The sequence below is a fragment of the Frigoribacterium sp. SL97 genome (assembly GCF_026625765.1).
In the GTDB taxonomy this organism is placed as follows: Bacteria; Actinomycetota; Actinomycetes; order Actinomycetales; family Microbacteriaceae; genus Frigoribacterium.
On sequence record NZ_CP113062.1, the window covers coordinates 1,950,611 to 1,965,168 of the forward strand.

The following is a 14,558-nucleotide window of genomic DNA, read 5'->3' on the forward strand; positions in this document are numbered from 1 at the left end:
AGCTTAGGAGGGACCACCGACACTCGTGTCGTGGGAGGCCGCCTGCTTCGCCGCTGACAGCGAACGCAGACGGTCGTAGAGGTCGTCCGCCTGTTCCAGCGTGCTCTCGAGCGAACCGGAGGAGTCGACGACGAGGTCCGCCACGGCGAGCCGCGTCCGGTCGTCCGCCTGCGCGTCCACGCGACGCCGCGCCTCCTCGTCGTCCATCCCGCGGAGCTCGACGAGTCGCCTCAGGCGGACCTCGCGCGGGGCGTGCACGACGACGATCACGTCGAAGCCGTCGGTCCCCCGCGATTCGACGAGCAAGGGCACGTCGTAGACGACGACGCGACCCGCGTCGTCCGCGACGGCGTCGGACATGCGCCGGACCGAGAGCTCGTGCACGGCCGGGTGGGTGATCCCTTCGAGGTCACGGCGTGCAACGGCGTCGGCGAAGACGATCGTCCCCAGGGCGGCTCGGTCGAGGGAGCCGTCGGGCTGCAGGACGTCGGAACCGAAGCGGGCGACGACGGCGGCGAGTCCGGCGGATCCGGGCTCGACCACCTCGCGGGCGAGGGCGTCGGCGTCGATGTGCGCCGCGCCCCGTTCGGCGAGTCGACGGGCCACGACCGATTTGCCGGCGGCGATGCCACCGGTCAATCCACAGACGAACACGACGTCGAGACTACGCCGGAAACGCCGGAAGGCGGCTCCCCCGAGGGGGAACCGCCTTCTGGTCGAGACCGGAGGGACTCAGTTGTTGTTCGACAGCTTCTCGCGCAGAGCGGCGAGCGACTCGTCGTCGGCGAGGGTGCCGGCGCCCGAAGCGGACTCGGCCGAGAACGACGAACCCGTGGGAGCGTCGAACGTCGTCTCTTCGACGAGCGAGGCAGCGACCTGCTTCTTGTGGGCTTCCCAGCGCGCCTGGGCGGCAGCGTAGTCCTGCTCCCACTTCTCGCGCTGCGAGTCGAAGCCCTCGCGCCACTCGTTCGTCTCGGGATCGAAGCCCTCGGGGTACTTGTAGTTGCCCTGGTCGTCGTACTCGGTGAGCATGCCGTAGAGCGCCGGGTCGAACTCGGTGCCTTCGGGGTCGACGCCCTCGTTGGCCTGCTTGAGGCTCAGCGAGATGCGACGGCGGTCGAGGTCGATGTCGATGACCTTGACGAACACCTCGTCGCCGACGGCGACGACCTGCTCGGCCAGCTCGACGTGCTTCGCCGACAGCTCGGAGATGTGCACGAGGCCCTCGATGCCGTCGGCCACGCGGACGAACGCACCGAAGGGGACGAGCTTGGTGACCTTGCCCGGAGCGACCTGACCGATCGCGTGCGTGCGGGCGAACACCTGCCACGGGTCTTCCTGGGTGGCCTTGAGCGAGAGCGACACGCGCTCACGGTCGAGGTCGACCTCGAGGATCTCGACGGTGACCTCCTGGCCCACCTCGACGACCTCGCTGGCGTGCTCGATGTGCTTCCAGCTGAGCTCGGAGACGTGCACGAGGCCGTCCACGCCGCCCAGGTCGACGAACGCACCGAAGTTGACGATCGACGAGACGACGCCCTTGCGGACCTGGCCCTTGTGGAGGTTGTTGAGGAAGGTCGTGCGGCTCTCGGACTGCGTCTGCTCGAGGAGGGCACGGCGCGACAGGACCACGTTGTTGCGGTTCTTGTCGAGCTCGAGGATCTTGGCCTCGATCTCCTGGCCCAGGTAGGGCGTGAGGTCGCGGACGCGGCGCAGCTCGATGAGCGATGCGGGGAGGAAGCCACGGAGGCCGATGTCGACGATGAGGCCACCCTTGACGACCTCGATGACCGTACCGGTGACGACGCCGTCGGCGTCCTTGATCTTCTCCACGTCGCCCCAGGCACGCTCGTACTGAGCGCGCTTCTTGGACAGGATCAGACGGCCTTCTTTGTCTTCCTTCTGGAGGACGAGGGCCTCGACCGTGTCGCCGACCTCGACGACCTCGGTGGGGTCGACGTCGTGCTTGATCGAGAGTTCGCGCGAGGGGATGACGCCCTCGGTCTTGTAGCCGACGTCGAGGAGGACCTCGTCGCGGTCGATCTTCACGACGGTGCCCTCGATGAGGTCGCCGTCGTTGAAGAACTTCAGGGTCTTCTCGACCGCGGCCAGGAAGTCATCAGCGGATCCGATGTCGTTGATGGCGACCTGCTTGGGTGCCTTGGTCGTTACGGTTGTCATGTAGTTAGTGCTCCAGTACGGGCATGAATCGGGCCGTGCTCGTCCCTCGAACGGTGTCCGGGAGGGTGTGTCGAACGCGGCGTGCGGAAATGTCGACGCAGATAGCGCTCGGTCATCTTAGCGCGGCGCCGCAGGTGTGGGCAACGGCGTGTCGCGGGTCGCGGCGACTCACGCGAGCAGTGCCCGCCTGAGCGTGTCGAGCCCGACCCCGCCCAGCTGAAGGGCGTCGCGGTGGAAGGCCTTGACGTCGAAGGTGGCGCCGTCTCGACGGGCTCGTTCGGCACGGAGGTCTTCCCAGATGCGCTGACCGACCTTGTACGACGGCGCCTGCCCCGGCCAGCCGAGGTACCGGTCGACCTCGAAGCGCACGAACTCGGTGTCCATGTTGACGTTCTCCGACATGAAGGCGAAGGCGTTCGTCGCGTCCCATCGCCCGCCGCCGCCGGGGAACGGCTTGCCGAGGTGGACACCGATGTCGAGCACGACACGCGCGGCACGCATGCGCTGACCGTCGAGCATGCCCAGCCGGTCGCCCGGGTCGCCGAGCCAACCGAGCTCGTCCATCAGCCGTTCCGCGTACAGGGCCCAGCCCTCGGCGTGCCCCGAGGTGCCGGCCAGCTGGCGACGCCACGTGTTGAGCGTGGCCCGGTTGTGGACGGACTGACCGAGTTGGAGGTGGTGACCGGGGACCCCCTCGTGGAAGACCGTCGTCGTCTCACGCCACGTGCCGAAACGGGTGACCCCCTCGGGCACGGACCACCACATGCGGCCGGGACGCGAGAAGTCGTCGCTGGGGCTCGTGTAGTAGATGCCACCGTCCTTGGTCGGTGCGATGCGGCACTCGAGCCGGCGGACCGGCTCGGGGATGTCGAACTGGTCCCGACCCAGCTCGGCGACCGCGCGGTCGCTGAGCTCCTGCATCCAGGCGCGGAGGGCGTCGGTGCCGTCGAGCTGGCGTGCGGGGTCGGCATCGAGCAGCTCGATGGCCCGGGAGACCGACGCCCCGGGTTCGATCTGCCGGGCGACCTCTTCTTGTTCGGCCGTCATCCGGGCGAGCTCGTCGATCCCCCACTCGTAGGTCTCGTCGAGGTCGACCGTCGCTCCGAGGAACCGTCGCGAGTGCAGGGCGTAGGCGTCGCGCCCGACGGCGTCGTCGGCGGTCGCCGCGGGGAGCAACTCGTCGAGCAGGAAGCGTCGGAGGTCGACGTAGGCCTCCGCCGCCGACGAGGCGCCCGACGAGAGGTCCCGGCCGAGCGCCGTCCCGGGTTCGGTGCCGTCACCGAGCCGAGCGTCCCGCACGAACTCGGCGAAGAAGCCGTCGTCGGCACCGATGCGGGCACACTGCTCGGCCACCTTCTCGACCTGGCGCCGGGCGGGGGTGACTCCCCCGGCGATGCCCGCGCGCAACGTCTCGACGTACTGGTCGACGGCGGTCCGTACCCGGCCGAGGCGGGTCGCGACGTCGACCCAGTCGCGCTCGGAGGCGGTGGGCATGAGGTCGAACACGTCGCGGATGCCCTGGGCGGGTGACGCGATCACGTTGAGGTCGCGCAACTCGAGGCGCTGTTCGGCGTAGAGCAGCTCGAGCTCGAGCTCGCTCGTCAGGTCGTCCCGGGTGACCCGGTCGACGTCGTCCACGGGGGTGGTGGCCCGCAGTTCGGCCAGCGTGGCCCGGACGGCCTCGACGCGTCGGGCATGGCCGTCGGGCGAGTAGTCGCCGTACTCGCCCGTCCGGCCCTCACGGCCGATCCAGGTCGCGGTCGTGGGGTCGAGCTCGCAGAGGGTGTCCACCCAGCGTTCGGCGACCCCGTCGACGGGGGTGGGCGTGCGAGGGGTCGGCGTCGTCGCGGCATCGGTCATGCCGACGAGCCTAGTGACGCAGGAGGCGCGGTGCAGGGGGCCCCGCACCGCGCCTCCTCGGCTCCCACGACGAACGGGACGCCCGCCGACTCTCGTCGGCGGGCGTCCCGTTCTGGTGTCGGTACCTACTCTTTGTCGAGGTCGGTCGCCAGGAGCGCGACGAGTTCGTCGAGGGCGGCCTCGGCGTTGTCGCCCTCGGTCGCGACGACGACCTCTTCACCGTGGCCGATGCCCAGCGAGAGCACGCCGAGGATGCTGGCGGCGTTGACGCTCTTGCCGGCCGCGGAGGTCAGCGTGACCTTGGCGCCGGTCTTGCCGGCGGCCTGGCTGAACAACGAGGCGGGGCGGGCGTGCAGCCCGACGCTCGAGGCGATGGTGACGGAACGTTCTGGCATGTCTTCTCCTCTGGAGGGGGTGGGGATCAGTCGTCGTCGTCGGTCGACGCGAGCAACTCGTAGACCTCGGCGGTCGTGGTCGACCCGCGCAGGGCGGCGGCCTTGTCGGGGTCCATCAGGATGCTGGCGAGCTGGCTGAGGATGGCGATGTGGCCGTTGCCCTTGGCGGCGATGCCGACCGTGACCGAGACCTCGTTGCCGTCCCAGTCGACCGGGGTCGGGAACCGCAGCACGACGAGGGCGTCCTCTTTGACCGAGTCCTTGCCGGCGAGGGTGCCGTGCGGGATCGCCACACCCTCGCCGACGTAGGTGGACACCGAGTTCTCGCGCTCGAACATGGCGTCGACGTACGACTCGTCGATCGCACCCGCGTCGATCAGGGCCCGACCCGTCTTGCGGATGGCCTCGTCACGCGAGGCGGCGACCTCGTCGAGTCGGATGGACGACTCCGCGAGGAGCGCCGAGAGCTCGGGTGCCTGCTGGTCGGTCATCGTCAGACCTCGACCGTCGAGCCGTCCTGGATCGCCTTGACGACCTTGGCGACGTTGGGGTCTCCCATGAACAGCTGGAACGGCACGACGGGCACGTTCGGCACGACGCCGCGGGCACGCTCGGCGAGGTTGTTCTGGGTGACGACGACGTCGGCGTCCGACGGGATCGACGCGACGGGCGAGTGCTCGACGGTGACACCGCTCTTCTTCAGCTGCTTCTTGAGCGTGGACGCCAGCATGACGCTGCTGCCCATGCCCGCGTCGCACGCGACGATGAGTTTCTTGATGCTGGAACCGTCGAGGGTTGCCATGACCTTCTCCTTGTGTGGTGGTGGTGCTGACTGGTGGTGCGGGCGGGCTAGGCGGTGGGTGCCGCGGTGCCCTTGCTGGTGGCCTTGTTGGCCGCGGTGGCGGCCTGGGCGTCGGCGAGAGCCTGCTCCTGTGCGGCGGAGTCCTCGGCACGGGCCTCGCGGTTCTCCTTGCGACCGAAGCCCATGAGGAGGGACGAGACGACGAACGAGACGGCCGCCGAGAGCAGGATACCCAGGTAGATCGGGAGAAGGTCCCCGCGGGCGGCGACGAGCGTGTAGGCGATGATGCTGCCGGGCGAGGCAGGGCCGACGAGGCCGACGTTGAACAGGGCGAAGGTCGCGATGCCGGTCGCTCCACCGAGGACGGCGGCGACGAGCAGGATCGGCTTCATCAGCACGTACGGGAAGTAGATCTCGTGGATGCCACCGAAGAAGTGCACGATGATCGCGGCCGGGGCCGAGGGGCGGATGGCGCGCGGACCGAAGAAGAGGTACGCGAGGAGGATGCCGAGACCCGGGCCGGGGTTCGACTCGAGCATGAAGAGGATCGACTTGCCGGCCTCCTGCACCTGCGTGCCACCGAGGGGGGTGAGGATGCCCTGGTTGATGGCGTTGTTGAGGAACAGGACCTTGGCCGGCTCGATGATGATCGACGCCAGGGGCAGCAGGCCACGGTCGACGAGGAAGCCGACGGCGCCGCCGAAGACGTTCGTGATCGCGGTGGTGACCGGGGCCAGGCCGAAGAAGGCGAGCACGCCCATGGCGCCACCGATGATGCCGAGCGAGAAGTTGTTGACGAGCATCTCGAAGCCGGACTTGATGCGGCCGTCGACGAGCTTGTCGAACTGCTTGAGGACCCAGGCGGCGAGCGGGCCGACGATCATCGCGCCGAGGAACTGGGGCACGTCGGTCGCGACGATGACGCCCATGACGGCGACGGCGCCGATGACGGCACCGCGCTGACCGTGGACCATGCGACCACCCGTGTAGGCGATCAGGATCGGCAGCAGGTACTTGATGATGGGACCGACGAGGCCGGGCCACGGGGTGCCGTCGGACATCTCGCCGAAGCCGCCGAGCTGGGGCACCGGCGTCCAACCGGTCTGGATGAACAGGGCCGTGATGAGGCCCCAGGCGATGAAGGCGCCGATGTTCGGCATGATCATGCCGGCCAGGAAGCCGCCGAAGCGCTGGACGCGCGCTCGGGCTCCCGTACCGGTGACGGTGGGGGTGAATTCGGACATGGTGACGACTTCTCCTTGTTTCTCTCAGCGACGAGAGGGGTGTGGGGTGATGGAGGTGGTGCGAGGTGCTGTGGTGCGTCGGGAGGGAACGAGGGGGGCCGGTCGGAGTCGCGTCATGCGATCACGACCCGGGGGCCGGCCTGTTCGACGTCGTCGGCCAGCTCGGCGTCCACGCCGGAGTCGGTGATGACGGTGTCGACGTCGGTGAGCGGTGCGACCTTGGCGAAGTCCTCGCGACCGAACTTGGTGTGGTCGGCGAGGACGACGGTGCGTCGTGACGCGGCGATGAGCGCGCGCTTGACCCGCGCCTCCGCCAGGTCGGGGGTGCTGATCCCACGCTCCACCGAGACGCCGTTCGTCCCGATGAACGCGACGTCGGCGAAGACGTCGGCGATCTGGGCCCGCGTCCAGTCCCCCACCGCGGAGTACGTGCGGGTGCGGATGAGGCCGCCGAGCAGGTGGAGCGTGACGTTCGGTCGGCTGATGAGGATGGTGGCGACGGCGAGCGAGTGGGTGACCACGGTCAGCTCCCGGTCGAGGGGCAGGAGTTCGGCCAGACGGATGGTCGAGGTGCCGGCGTCGACGATGATCGAGCCGCCGTCGGGCAGTTCGTCGAGGGCGGCCCGGGCGATGCGCTCCTTCTCGGACGCGGCCGTTCCCTCCCGGTCGACCACGGGAGGCTCGATGCCGAGGCGCTCGACGGCGATGGCGCCTCCGTGGACGCGGCGGAGGACGCCCCGGCGCTCGAGGGCGGTCAGGTCGCGGCGCACGGTCTCGGGCGCGACCGAGAGCTCTCGTGCGAGACCGGCCACCTCGACTCGGCCCCGGGACAGGGCCGTGTCGAGGATCTGCTGGTGACGCTCCGGTGCGTACATGGGAGACCTCGTCGTCGGACTGCACGGCCGCCTCGGGGGCTGACCGGTGGTGCGGAAGTGCGGAAGGAGTTCAACTGTTGTTGATCTGCGCTTATATAAGTCCGTTTGTGTGGCCCGGTCAAGTCTGTACCGCGTGTCGTGTCCGTTTGTGCCCGAGTGGGGCGTCGATTGGCTGCCCGATGGGCAACCGATGCCCGATGAACGGGCAGCACGTGCCCGAGCGGGGCCGCTCGGGCCGGGTCGTAGGACCCCGGGGACAGGAGGCGCGCGCAGAAGGGCAGGACGGACCGTCTCGGCGACGTGCGACGGGCGACGGGCGACGTGCGACGTGCGACGTGCGACGTGCGACGTCGCCGAGATGGACCTCAGGGTCCGTGGCCGTTCGGCGCCGCGGCGCCCGGGGCTCAGTGGGCCGCTGCGTCCCAACTCTCGCCGAGGCCGACGCTGACGTCGAGCGGCACGCGCAGGTCGGCCGCCCCGCTCATGCGCCGACGCACGATCTCGCGCACGTCGTCGACCTCGCCCGGTGCGACCTCGACGATGAGTTCGTCGTGCACCTGCAGCAGCACGCGCGACCCCATCTCTCGCTCGTCCAGTTCGGATCGGACACCGAGCATCGCGATCTTCATGATGTCGGCGGCCGAGCCCTGGATCGGGGCGTTCAGGGCGGCCCGCTCGGCGTTCTCGCGCAGGACGCGGTTCGGGGACTTGAGGTCGGCGAAGGGGCGGCGCCGACCGTAGATGGTCTCGGTGTAGCCGTCTTCGCGCGCCTGCTCGACGACGTTGCGGAGGTACTCCCGTACGGCACCGAACCGGGCGAAGTAGTCGGTCATGAGCTGGCGTGCCTCGGCGGTCTCGATGCGCAGCTGCTTCGACAGGCCGAAGGCGCTGAGCCCGTAGGCGAGGCCGTAGGACATGGCCTTGACCTTCGTGCGCATGGCCGGGCTGACGTCGGCGGGTTCGACCCCGAAGATGCGGGCACCGACGAACCGGTGCAGGTCTTCGCCCTCGTTGAACGCCTGGATCAGCCCCTCGTCGCCCGAGAGGTGCGCCATGATGCGCATCTCGATCTGCGAGTAGTCGGCCGTGAGGAGCGTCTCGTAATCGGGACCGTGCACGAACGCGGCGCGGATCTCGCGACCGACGGCGGCCTTGACCGGGATGTTCTGGAGGTTCGGGTCGACGGACGAGATGCGCCCGGTCGTCGTGCCCGTCTGGTCGTACGTCGTGTGGATGCGCGCGTCGTCGGCGATCGACTTCTCGAGGGTCTCGATGATCTGGCGCAGCTTCGTCGCGTCGCGGTGCTTCAGGAGCAGGTCGAGGAAGGGGTGCGGGTGCTTCTCCTGCAGATCGGCCAGGGAGGCGGCGTCGGTCGAGAAGCCCGTCTTGGTCGCTCGGGTCTTGGGCATCTGGAGTTGCTCGAACAGCACCTCTTGCAGCTGCTTGGGTGAGCCGAGGTTGACCTCGCGTCCGATCTCGGCGAACGCCGCCGCGGCCAGTTCGCCGGCCTGTTCACCCAGACGGAGCGAGAGCGCCTTGAGCGTGTCGCGGTCGGCGGCGACACCGGTGAGTTCCATGTCTCCGAGCACCGGCACCAGGGGCAGCTCGATCTCGGTGAGCACCCGACGGGAGCCCTCGTCGAGGGCGGCAACCAACGACTCGGACAATCGGAGGACGTACCAGGCCTCGGAGGCCACGTTGACGTCGTCGTCCGCCGACACGAGCTGGTTGGGATCTCCGACGGGCAGCGTTTCTCCCAGTTGCTCGTAGACGAGGTCGGACAGGGCGAACGAGGTGCGGCCCGGGCGCAGCAGCCAGGCGGCGATCCGCGGGTCGCCGGCGATGCCCGTCAGCGTGAGGCCGGCCCGCGACAGCGCCTTGTAGGCGCGCTTCGCGTCGTGGACCACCTTGGGCGTGGCGTCGTCCAGCCAGGCCTCGAGGGCCACGTAGTCGCCGCGACCCGCGGCCCAGGGCACGTACGCCGACTCGTCGAGGGACGAGATGCCGAGCCCGACGATGCCGTCCGCGCCGTACTCGACCGTGAGGCCGACGGGCTTCTCGGGGTCGGACGCATGCTTCTTCAGCCAGAAGGCCAGTTCTTCGTCGATGAGGGTCCGGACGACGGGGAGGCCTTCGGGGGCCGCCGTCACCGCTGTCTCACCCGCGTTCGCCGCGGAGGGCTCGGTCGATCCCGACAGGGCCAGGACGCGCTCGAGCAGGGTGCGGAACTGCAGTTTGTCGAAGAGCTCTCGGACGGCCGCCTCGTCGATCGCCCGGCGCTCGAGGTCACCCGGCCCCACCGGGAGCTCGACGTCGGTCACCAGCCGGTTGAGCCGGCGGTTGCGGATGGCGTTCTCTTTCTGCTCGCGGAGCTTCTGCCCGACGACGCCCTTGATCTCGTCCGCACGAGCGATGATCTCGTCGAGACCCCCGTAGAGGTTGATCCACTTGACGGCCGTCTTCTCCCCCACCTTGTCGATGCCGATGAGGTTGTCGCTCGTCTCGCCGACGAGAGCGGCGACCTCGGGGTACTGGTGGGGTTCGATGCCGTATCGCTCGAAGACCTTGTCGCGGTCGTACCGGGTGAGTTCGCTCACGCCGCGGGCCGAGGGATAGAGGAGGGTGACGTCGTCGTTGACCATCTGGATGGCGTCGCGATCGCCGGAGACCACCAGGACCCGGTACCCGTCGTCGCGACCGCGGCTCGCCAGGGTCGCGAGGATGTCGTCGGCCTCGAAGTCCTCTTTGGTGATCGTGGTGATGCCCATGGCGTGCAACGCCTCTTGGAGAAGCGGTATCTGGCCCACGAACTCGGGCGGGGTCTCGGACCGCGTGCCCTTGTACTCGGGGTACTCGCGGGTGCGGAAGGAGAAGCGAGAGATGTCGAAGGCGACGGCCAGGTGCGTCGGTTTCTCGGCCTTGAGCAGGCTGAGCAGCATCGAGATAAAGCCGTGGATGGCGTTGGTGTGCTGACCTTCGCGGTTCACGAAACTGTCGACCGGGAGGGCGTAGAAGGCCCGGAACGCCAGGGAATGGCCGTCGATGACCAGGAGGGTAGGCTTCGTGTCGTCCGTCACCACGTCAGCCTAGCGGGCACCCCCGACACCGTCGCCGGGCGCCCCGGTCCGATCCACCGGAGAACCATGAGCACTCCGTCCGCCGTCCCGAACGACGCCGAGAGGACCGTCGCGTCGGACGCGTCCCTGAGCGATGCCGCCGTCGAGTTGTTCCGACGACGGGGTGTCGGTGCCCTGGCCGAGAAGATGGGCATCGTGATCGACGAGATGAGCGCCGAGCGTGCCGTGGGTCGGATGCCCGTCGACGGCAACACCCAACCCGTCGGCATCCTTCACGGCGGCGCGCACGTCGTCCTGGCCGAGACCCTCGGGTCCGTGGCGGCGAACGTGCACGCGGGAGCGGGACGCGTCGCGATGGGCATCGAACTGAACGCGAGCCACAGCCGCTCGGCGGCGACCGGGTGGGTGACGGGCACCTGCACGGCCATCCATCTCGGTTCCACGCTCACGACGCACCAGGTCGTCATGACCGACGATCGCGGTCGGCTGTTGTCGACGGTCCGCATCACGAACTTCCTCACGGACGCCCGCGACCGGTGAGCCGACGAGAGAAGGCCCGCCCCGATCGTCGGGGCGGGCCTTCTCTCGTCGCGGACGACTACTTCTTGGCGCTCAACTGTTCGATGATCGCCTGGGCCACGTCGTGCATCGTCAGGCGGCGGTCCATGGACGCCTTCTGGATCCATCGGAAGGCCTCGGGTTCGGTGAGCCCCATCTTCTCGTTGAGGAGCCCCTTCGCCCGGTCGACGAGCTTGCGGGTCTCGAAGCGCTCGACCAGGTCGGCGACCTCGGCCTCGAGGGTGATGATCTGTGCGTACCGCGAGAGGGCGATCTCGATCGCGGGCAGCAGGTCGTTGGGGGTGAAGGGTTTCACGACGTAGGCGAGGGCGCCTGCCTCGCTCGCCCGCTCGACGAGCTCTTTCTGGCTGAACGCGGTCAGGAGGACGACCGGCGCGATGTGCGCCTTCGAGAGCCGCTCGGCGGCGGAGATGCCGTCCAGTTGGGGCATCTTGACGTCCATGATGACGAGGTCGGGGCGCAACTCGGTGGCGAGGGCGACGGCGGTCTCGCCGTCCCCGGCCTCTCCCACCACCTCGAAACCGTTGTCGCGGAGGATCTCGACGATGTCGAGGCGGATGAGGGACTCATCTTCGGCCACGACGACGCGACGGGGTGCTGCTGGGGTTGCTTCCTGGTCACTCACGACGTGAAGCCTACGGTATTGTCGACCTGGTTGTTGTGCGCCGGATTGGCGGAATGGCAGACGCGGAGCACTCAAAATGCTCTGTCCGTGAGGGCGTGTGGGTTCGAGTCCCACATCCGGCACCAGCCCCGGCGCGAAGCCGACCGACGAGATGTGGCTCTCCTTGCCTCGTCCGGTCATCGGGCCGACACACCGACACGAGTTCTGCTCAGAGGGTGTGTTCGTGGGCATCCGTGCACTACGCTGATGGAACTGGTTGTTGTGTTACGCATTTGTATCTCGCGACGTGCCGAAGGCCTCCTCTCACCGAGAGGGGTTCCGACGGTGGCGTCGTTCTCAGAGGGAGCGGACAAAAAGGCACCGCGACGAGCGATCTCGAAATCGAGATCGACAACTCTGATTGAAGGAACAAGAAAAATGGCAACAGGCACCGTTAAGTGGTTCAACTCCGAAAAGGGCTTCGGCTTCATCACCCCCGACGACGGAACCACTGACGTCTTCGCGCACTTCTCCGCGATCGCCGGCGACGGCTACCGCAACCTGGAAGAGAACCAGAAGGTCGAGTTCGACACGGCTCAGGGCAACAAGGGCCTCCAGGCCGAGAACATCCGCGTCATCTGACTCGGTGGCGTCCTCGTGACGCCGTCAGTCGGCGGGCTCGCCCGCCACTGAACCGAAAGCCCCGATCCGCTCCGGCGGGTCGGGGCTTTCTCCGTTCCCGTCTCGGGTGGGAGGGTCGGCCATCTCACGGCAGGGGAAAGCCGAGGAGGCGCGCCACCGGCTCGTAGTCCCGGCTCGCAGTCCGGTAAGCGCTCTCCCATTCGGCGATCCGTGCTCCGGCCTCCCTCGGGTCGGTGAACCGGTCGTCCTCGCCGCCACCGGCGACGAGTGCTTCCCGCGCCTCGCGGTATCGGCTGGTCAAGGTCGCCCAGAGGACCAGTTCGTCCCCGGTGGAGTCCTCGGGCGCCGCCCGGGCGACGTCCCACGGCACCTCGACGGCAGGCAGAGGTCCTTCCGGTGGACTCGGCGCCGCGGTCCCACGAGCCTGGTCACCCGCACCCTCCTGGAAGATCGTCCGGGTGCCGATCGCCAGCACGGCCCCGACCGCAGCGCCGAGGACGAAGATCAGCGAGAGGGCCCAGAGGCCGTCGACCCGCCACACCGTCGCCGCCACTCCCCCGAGGAACGAGCCGCCCACGAGGGCACCGAGAGTTGCCCACCGGCCCACCCCCGCGCCTCCTCGGCTGGTCTCTCGGATCTCGGGGCCGAGGCTGCGACGAGTCTCGACCACACCGTGACCGCTCCAGGACGGCACCACGTACAAGCGGGCCTCGAACTCGAAGCACGAGGGATGACGGGCGTCCACGGACATGCCGTGAGCGTACGCCCCGCCGACACGACGAAGCCGGGACGATCCGAGGGGATCGCCCCGGCTTCGCCAGGGGTGTCGCGGTGCGTCAGGGCTGCGACGCGTAGGCCGGAGCGGCCTCCCCGTGGGCGTCACCCACGCGGTGCACCCGGAGATCGTTCGTCGAGCCCGCGATCCCGGGAGGGGACCCGGCGATCACGATGACCTTGTCGCCCGATTCGGCGAGGTCGTTGCCGAGCAGGATGTCGTCCACCTGCGCGAACATGGCGTCGGTGTGCGTGACGGTCTCGACCAGGTAGGACTGGACGCCCCAGCTGATCGCCATGCGGCGTCGGATCGCCTCGTTGGGTGTGAAGGCCAGGATGGGGATCGAGTGACGCAGGCGCGACATGCGACGCACCGAGTCACCCGATTCGGTGAAGACGCAGAGGAACTTCGCCTGGACGAAGTCGGCGACGTCGGCCGCTGCCAGGGTGATGGCGCCGCCCTGCGTGCGCGGACGCGTGCCGAGCGGAGGGATGCGCTCGAGCCCGTGCTCTTCGGTGGAGGCCACGATGCGCGCCATGGTCTGCACCGTGATGACCGGGTACTCGCCGACGCTCGTCTCGCCCGAGAGCATGACCGCGTCGGTGCCGTCGAGGACGGCGTTGGCGACGTCCGAGGTCTCGGCGCGGGTCGGGATCGGGCTCGAGATCATGGACTCGAGCATCTGGGTGGCGACGATGACCGGCTTCGCCATGCGACGCGAGAGCTCGACCGCGTGCTTCTGCACGATGGGCACGGCCTCGAGGGGCAACTCGACGCCCAGGTCGCCACGGGCGACCATGATGCCGTCGAACGCGTCGATGATGGCCTCGAGGTTGTCGACGGCCTGGGGCTTCTCGATCTTCGCGTAGACGGGGACCTTGCGGCCCTCTTCGGCCATGATCTCGTGCACGCGCACGACGTCGTCCGCGTCGCGCACGAACGACAGGGCGATCAGGTCGGCGCCGAGTCGGAGACCCCAGCGGAGGTCGGCCTCGTCCTTGTCGGAGAGGGCGGGCACGTTGACCGCCACGCCGGGGAGGTTGATGCCCTTGTTGTTCGACACCGTGCCGGCGACGACGACCTCGGTCGTGACGACGGTGCCGTCGGTCTCGAGGACGCGGAGCTTGACACGGCCGTCGTCGATCAGGAGCGGGTCTCCCGCCGTGACGTCGTCGGGGAGGCCCTTGAACGTCGTGCCGCAGATCTCCTTGGAACCCAGGATGTCGTCCGTGGTGATCTTGAACACGTCGCCGACCTCGAGGTCGTGCGGACCGTCGGCGAACTTGCCGAGGCGGATCTTGGGGCCCTGCAGGTCGACGAGGACCGCGACGGCGCGGCCCGAGTCGGCCGACGCCTGGCGGACGTTCGCGTAGACGCCTTCGTGGACGTCGTAGCTGCCGTGGCTGAGGTTCATGCGGGCGACGTCGACGCCGGCGTCGATGATCGCCCGGATGTCGTCGTAGCTCGACGTCGCCGGCCCGAGGGTGGCGACGATCTTTGCGCGTCTCATGTGTTCCGTTCGTG

The 14,558-nt window shown here is 68.8% G+C and carries 14 protein-coding genes and 1 tRNA gene; 3 read left to right on the forward strand and 12 right to left on the reverse strand.

The window, feature by feature from the left end; genetic code table 11:
• Window positions 1-3: 3 nt before the first annotated feature.
• The 9 genes from coaE to polA form a co-directional block, all read right to left on the reverse strand.
• Window positions 4-654 (reverse strand): dephospho-CoA kinase, encoded by a 651-nt coding sequence (coaE, locus tag OVA02_RS09310; protein ID WP_267658054.1) that lies wholly within the window; start codon window positions 652-654, stop codon window positions 4-6.
• A gap of 78 nt (window positions 655-732) precedes the next feature.
• Window positions 733-2,181, reverse strand: a complete 1,449-nt coding sequence (rpsA, locus tag OVA02_RS09315; protein ID WP_043592805.1) for a 30S ribosomal protein S1 — start codon at window positions 2,179-2,181, stop codon at window positions 733-735.
• 168 nt (window positions 2,182-2,349) lie between these two features.
• Entirely contained in the window at window positions 2,350-4,041 is a 1,692-nt protein-coding gene (locus OVA02_RS09320; protein ID WP_267658055.1) for a DUF885 domain-containing protein, read from the reverse strand.
• A 125-nt stretch (window positions 4,042-4,166) separates the two neighbouring features.
• Window positions 4,167-4,436, reverse strand: a complete 270-nt coding sequence (locus OVA02_RS09325) for an HPr family phosphocarrier protein (RefSeq protein ID WP_043592801.1) — start codon at window positions 4,434-4,436, stop codon at window positions 4,167-4,169.
• A 26-nt stretch (window positions 4,437-4,462) separates the two neighbouring features.
• Window positions 4,463-4,927 (reverse strand): PTS sugar transporter subunit IIA, encoded by a 465-nt coding sequence (locus OVA02_RS09330; protein ID WP_056045258.1) that lies wholly within the window; start codon window positions 4,925-4,927, stop codon window positions 4,463-4,465.
• 2 nt (window positions 4,928-4,929) lie between these two features.
• Entirely contained in the window at window positions 4,930-5,238 is a 309-nt protein-coding gene (locus OVA02_RS09335) for a PTS lactose transporter subunit IIB (protein ID WP_054146078.1), read from the reverse strand.
• Window positions 5,239-5,285: 47 nt separating this feature from the next.
• Window positions 5,286-6,482: a PTS mannitol transporter subunit IICB gene (locus OVA02_RS09340; protein ID WP_056045261.1), complete on the reverse strand. Its 1,197-nt coding sequence runs from the start codon at window positions 6,480-6,482 to the stop codon at window positions 5,286-5,288.
• Window positions 6,483-6,595: 113 nt separating this feature from the next.
• Entirely contained in the window at window positions 6,596-7,357 is a 762-nt protein-coding gene (locus OVA02_RS09345; RefSeq protein ID WP_056045263.1) for a DeoR/GlpR family DNA-binding transcription regulator, read from the reverse strand.
• A 404-nt stretch (window positions 7,358-7,761) separates the two neighbouring features.
• A complete protein-coding gene (gene polA / locus OVA02_RS09350; protein ID WP_056047436.1) occupies window positions 7,762-10,434 on the reverse strand; it encodes a DNA polymerase I in 2,673 nt (890 codons plus the stop codon).
• A 186-nt stretch (window positions 10,435-10,620) separates the two neighbouring features.
• Here polA and OVA02_RS09355 point away from each other — a divergent pair, with 186 nt between their 5' ends.
• Window positions 10,621-10,974 carry a PaaI family thioesterase gene (locus OVA02_RS09355; RefSeq protein ID WP_233568385.1) on the forward strand — a complete coding sequence of 118 codons (354 nt, stop codon included), beginning with the start codon at window positions 10,621-10,623 and terminating at the stop codon, window positions 10,972-10,974.
• Window positions 10,975-11,032: 58 nt separating this feature from the next.
• Here the strand turns inward: OVA02_RS09355 and OVA02_RS09360 are convergent, their stop codons facing one another.
• Window positions 11,033-11,638 (reverse strand): ANTAR domain-containing response regulator, encoded by a 606-nt coding sequence (locus OVA02_RS09360; RefSeq protein WP_043592796.1) that lies wholly within the window; start codon window positions 11,636-11,638, stop codon window positions 11,033-11,035.
• 39 nt (window positions 11,639-11,677) lie between these two features.
• Here OVA02_RS09360 and OVA02_RS09365 point away from each other — a divergent pair.
• Window positions 11,678-11,763 (forward strand) — tRNA-Leu (locus tag OVA02_RS09365).
• Window positions 11,764-12,055: 292 nt separating this feature from the next.
• Window positions 12,056-12,259: a cold-shock protein gene (locus OVA02_RS09370; RefSeq protein WP_043592793.1), complete on the forward strand. Its 204-nt coding sequence runs from the start codon at window positions 12,056-12,058 to the stop codon at window positions 12,257-12,259.
• A gap of 124 nt (window positions 12,260-12,383) precedes the next feature.
• Here the strand turns inward: OVA02_RS09370 and OVA02_RS09375 are convergent, their stop codons facing one another.
• The gene (locus OVA02_RS09375) at window positions 12,384-13,010 is read right to left on the reverse strand and encodes a hypothetical protein (protein ID WP_056045265.1); all 627 of its coding nucleotides are present in this window, start codon (window positions 13,008-13,010) and stop codon (window positions 12,384-12,386) included.
• Window positions 13,011-13,095: 85 nt separating this feature from the next.
• Entirely contained in the window at window positions 13,096-14,544 is a 1,449-nt protein-coding gene (gene pyk / locus OVA02_RS09380) for a pyruvate kinase (RefSeq protein WP_056045267.1), read from the reverse strand.
• Between the last annotated feature and the right edge of the window lie 14 nt (window positions 14,545-14,558).

What these genes read in the sequence shown, in the direction of transcription:
- rpsA (WP_043592805.1), bottom strand. Translation starts at nt 2,181, where the DNA reads ATGACAACCGTAACGACCAAGGCACCCAAGCAGGTCGCCATCAACGAC.
- OVA02_RS09320 (WP_267658055.1), bottom strand. Translation starts at nt 4,041, where the DNA reads ATGACCGATGCCGCGACGACGCCGACCCCTCGCACGCCCACCCCCGTC.
- OVA02_RS09325 (WP_043592801.1), bottom strand. Translation starts at nt 4,436, where the DNA reads ATGCCAGAACGTTCCGTCACCATCGCCTCGAGCGTCGGGCTGCACGCC.
- OVA02_RS09330 (WP_056045258.1), bottom strand. Translation starts at nt 4,927, where the DNA reads ATGACCGACCAGCAGGCACCCGAGCTCTCGGCGCTCCTCGCGGAGTCG.
- OVA02_RS09335 (WP_054146078.1), bottom strand. Translation starts at nt 5,238, where the DNA reads ATGGCAACCCTCGACGGTTCCAGCATCAAGAAACTCATCGTCGCGTGC.
- OVA02_RS09340 (WP_056045261.1), bottom strand. Translation starts at nt 6,482, where the DNA reads ATGTCCGAATTCACCCCCACCGTCACCGGTACGGGAGCCCGAGCGCGC.
- OVA02_RS09345 (WP_056045263.1), bottom strand. Translation starts at nt 7,357, where the DNA reads ATGTACGCACCGGAGCGTCACCAGCAGATCCTCGACACGGCCCTGTCC.
- OVA02_RS09355 (WP_233568385.1), top strand. Translation starts at nt 10,621, where the DNA reads ATGGGCATCGTGATCGACGAGATGAGCGCCGAGCGTGCCGTGGGTCGG.
- OVA02_RS09370 (WP_043592793.1), top strand. Translation starts at nt 12,056, where the DNA reads ATGGCAACAGGCACCGTTAAGTGGTTCAACTCCGAAAAGGGCTTCGGC.
- OVA02_RS09375 (WP_056045265.1), bottom strand. Translation starts at nt 13,010, where the DNA reads ATGTCCGTGGACGCCCGTCATCCCTCGTGCTTCGAGTTCGAGGCCCGC.
- pyk (WP_056045267.1), bottom strand. Translation starts at nt 14,544, where the DNA reads ATGAGACGCGCAAAGATCGTCGCCACCCTCGGGCCGGCGACGTCGAGC.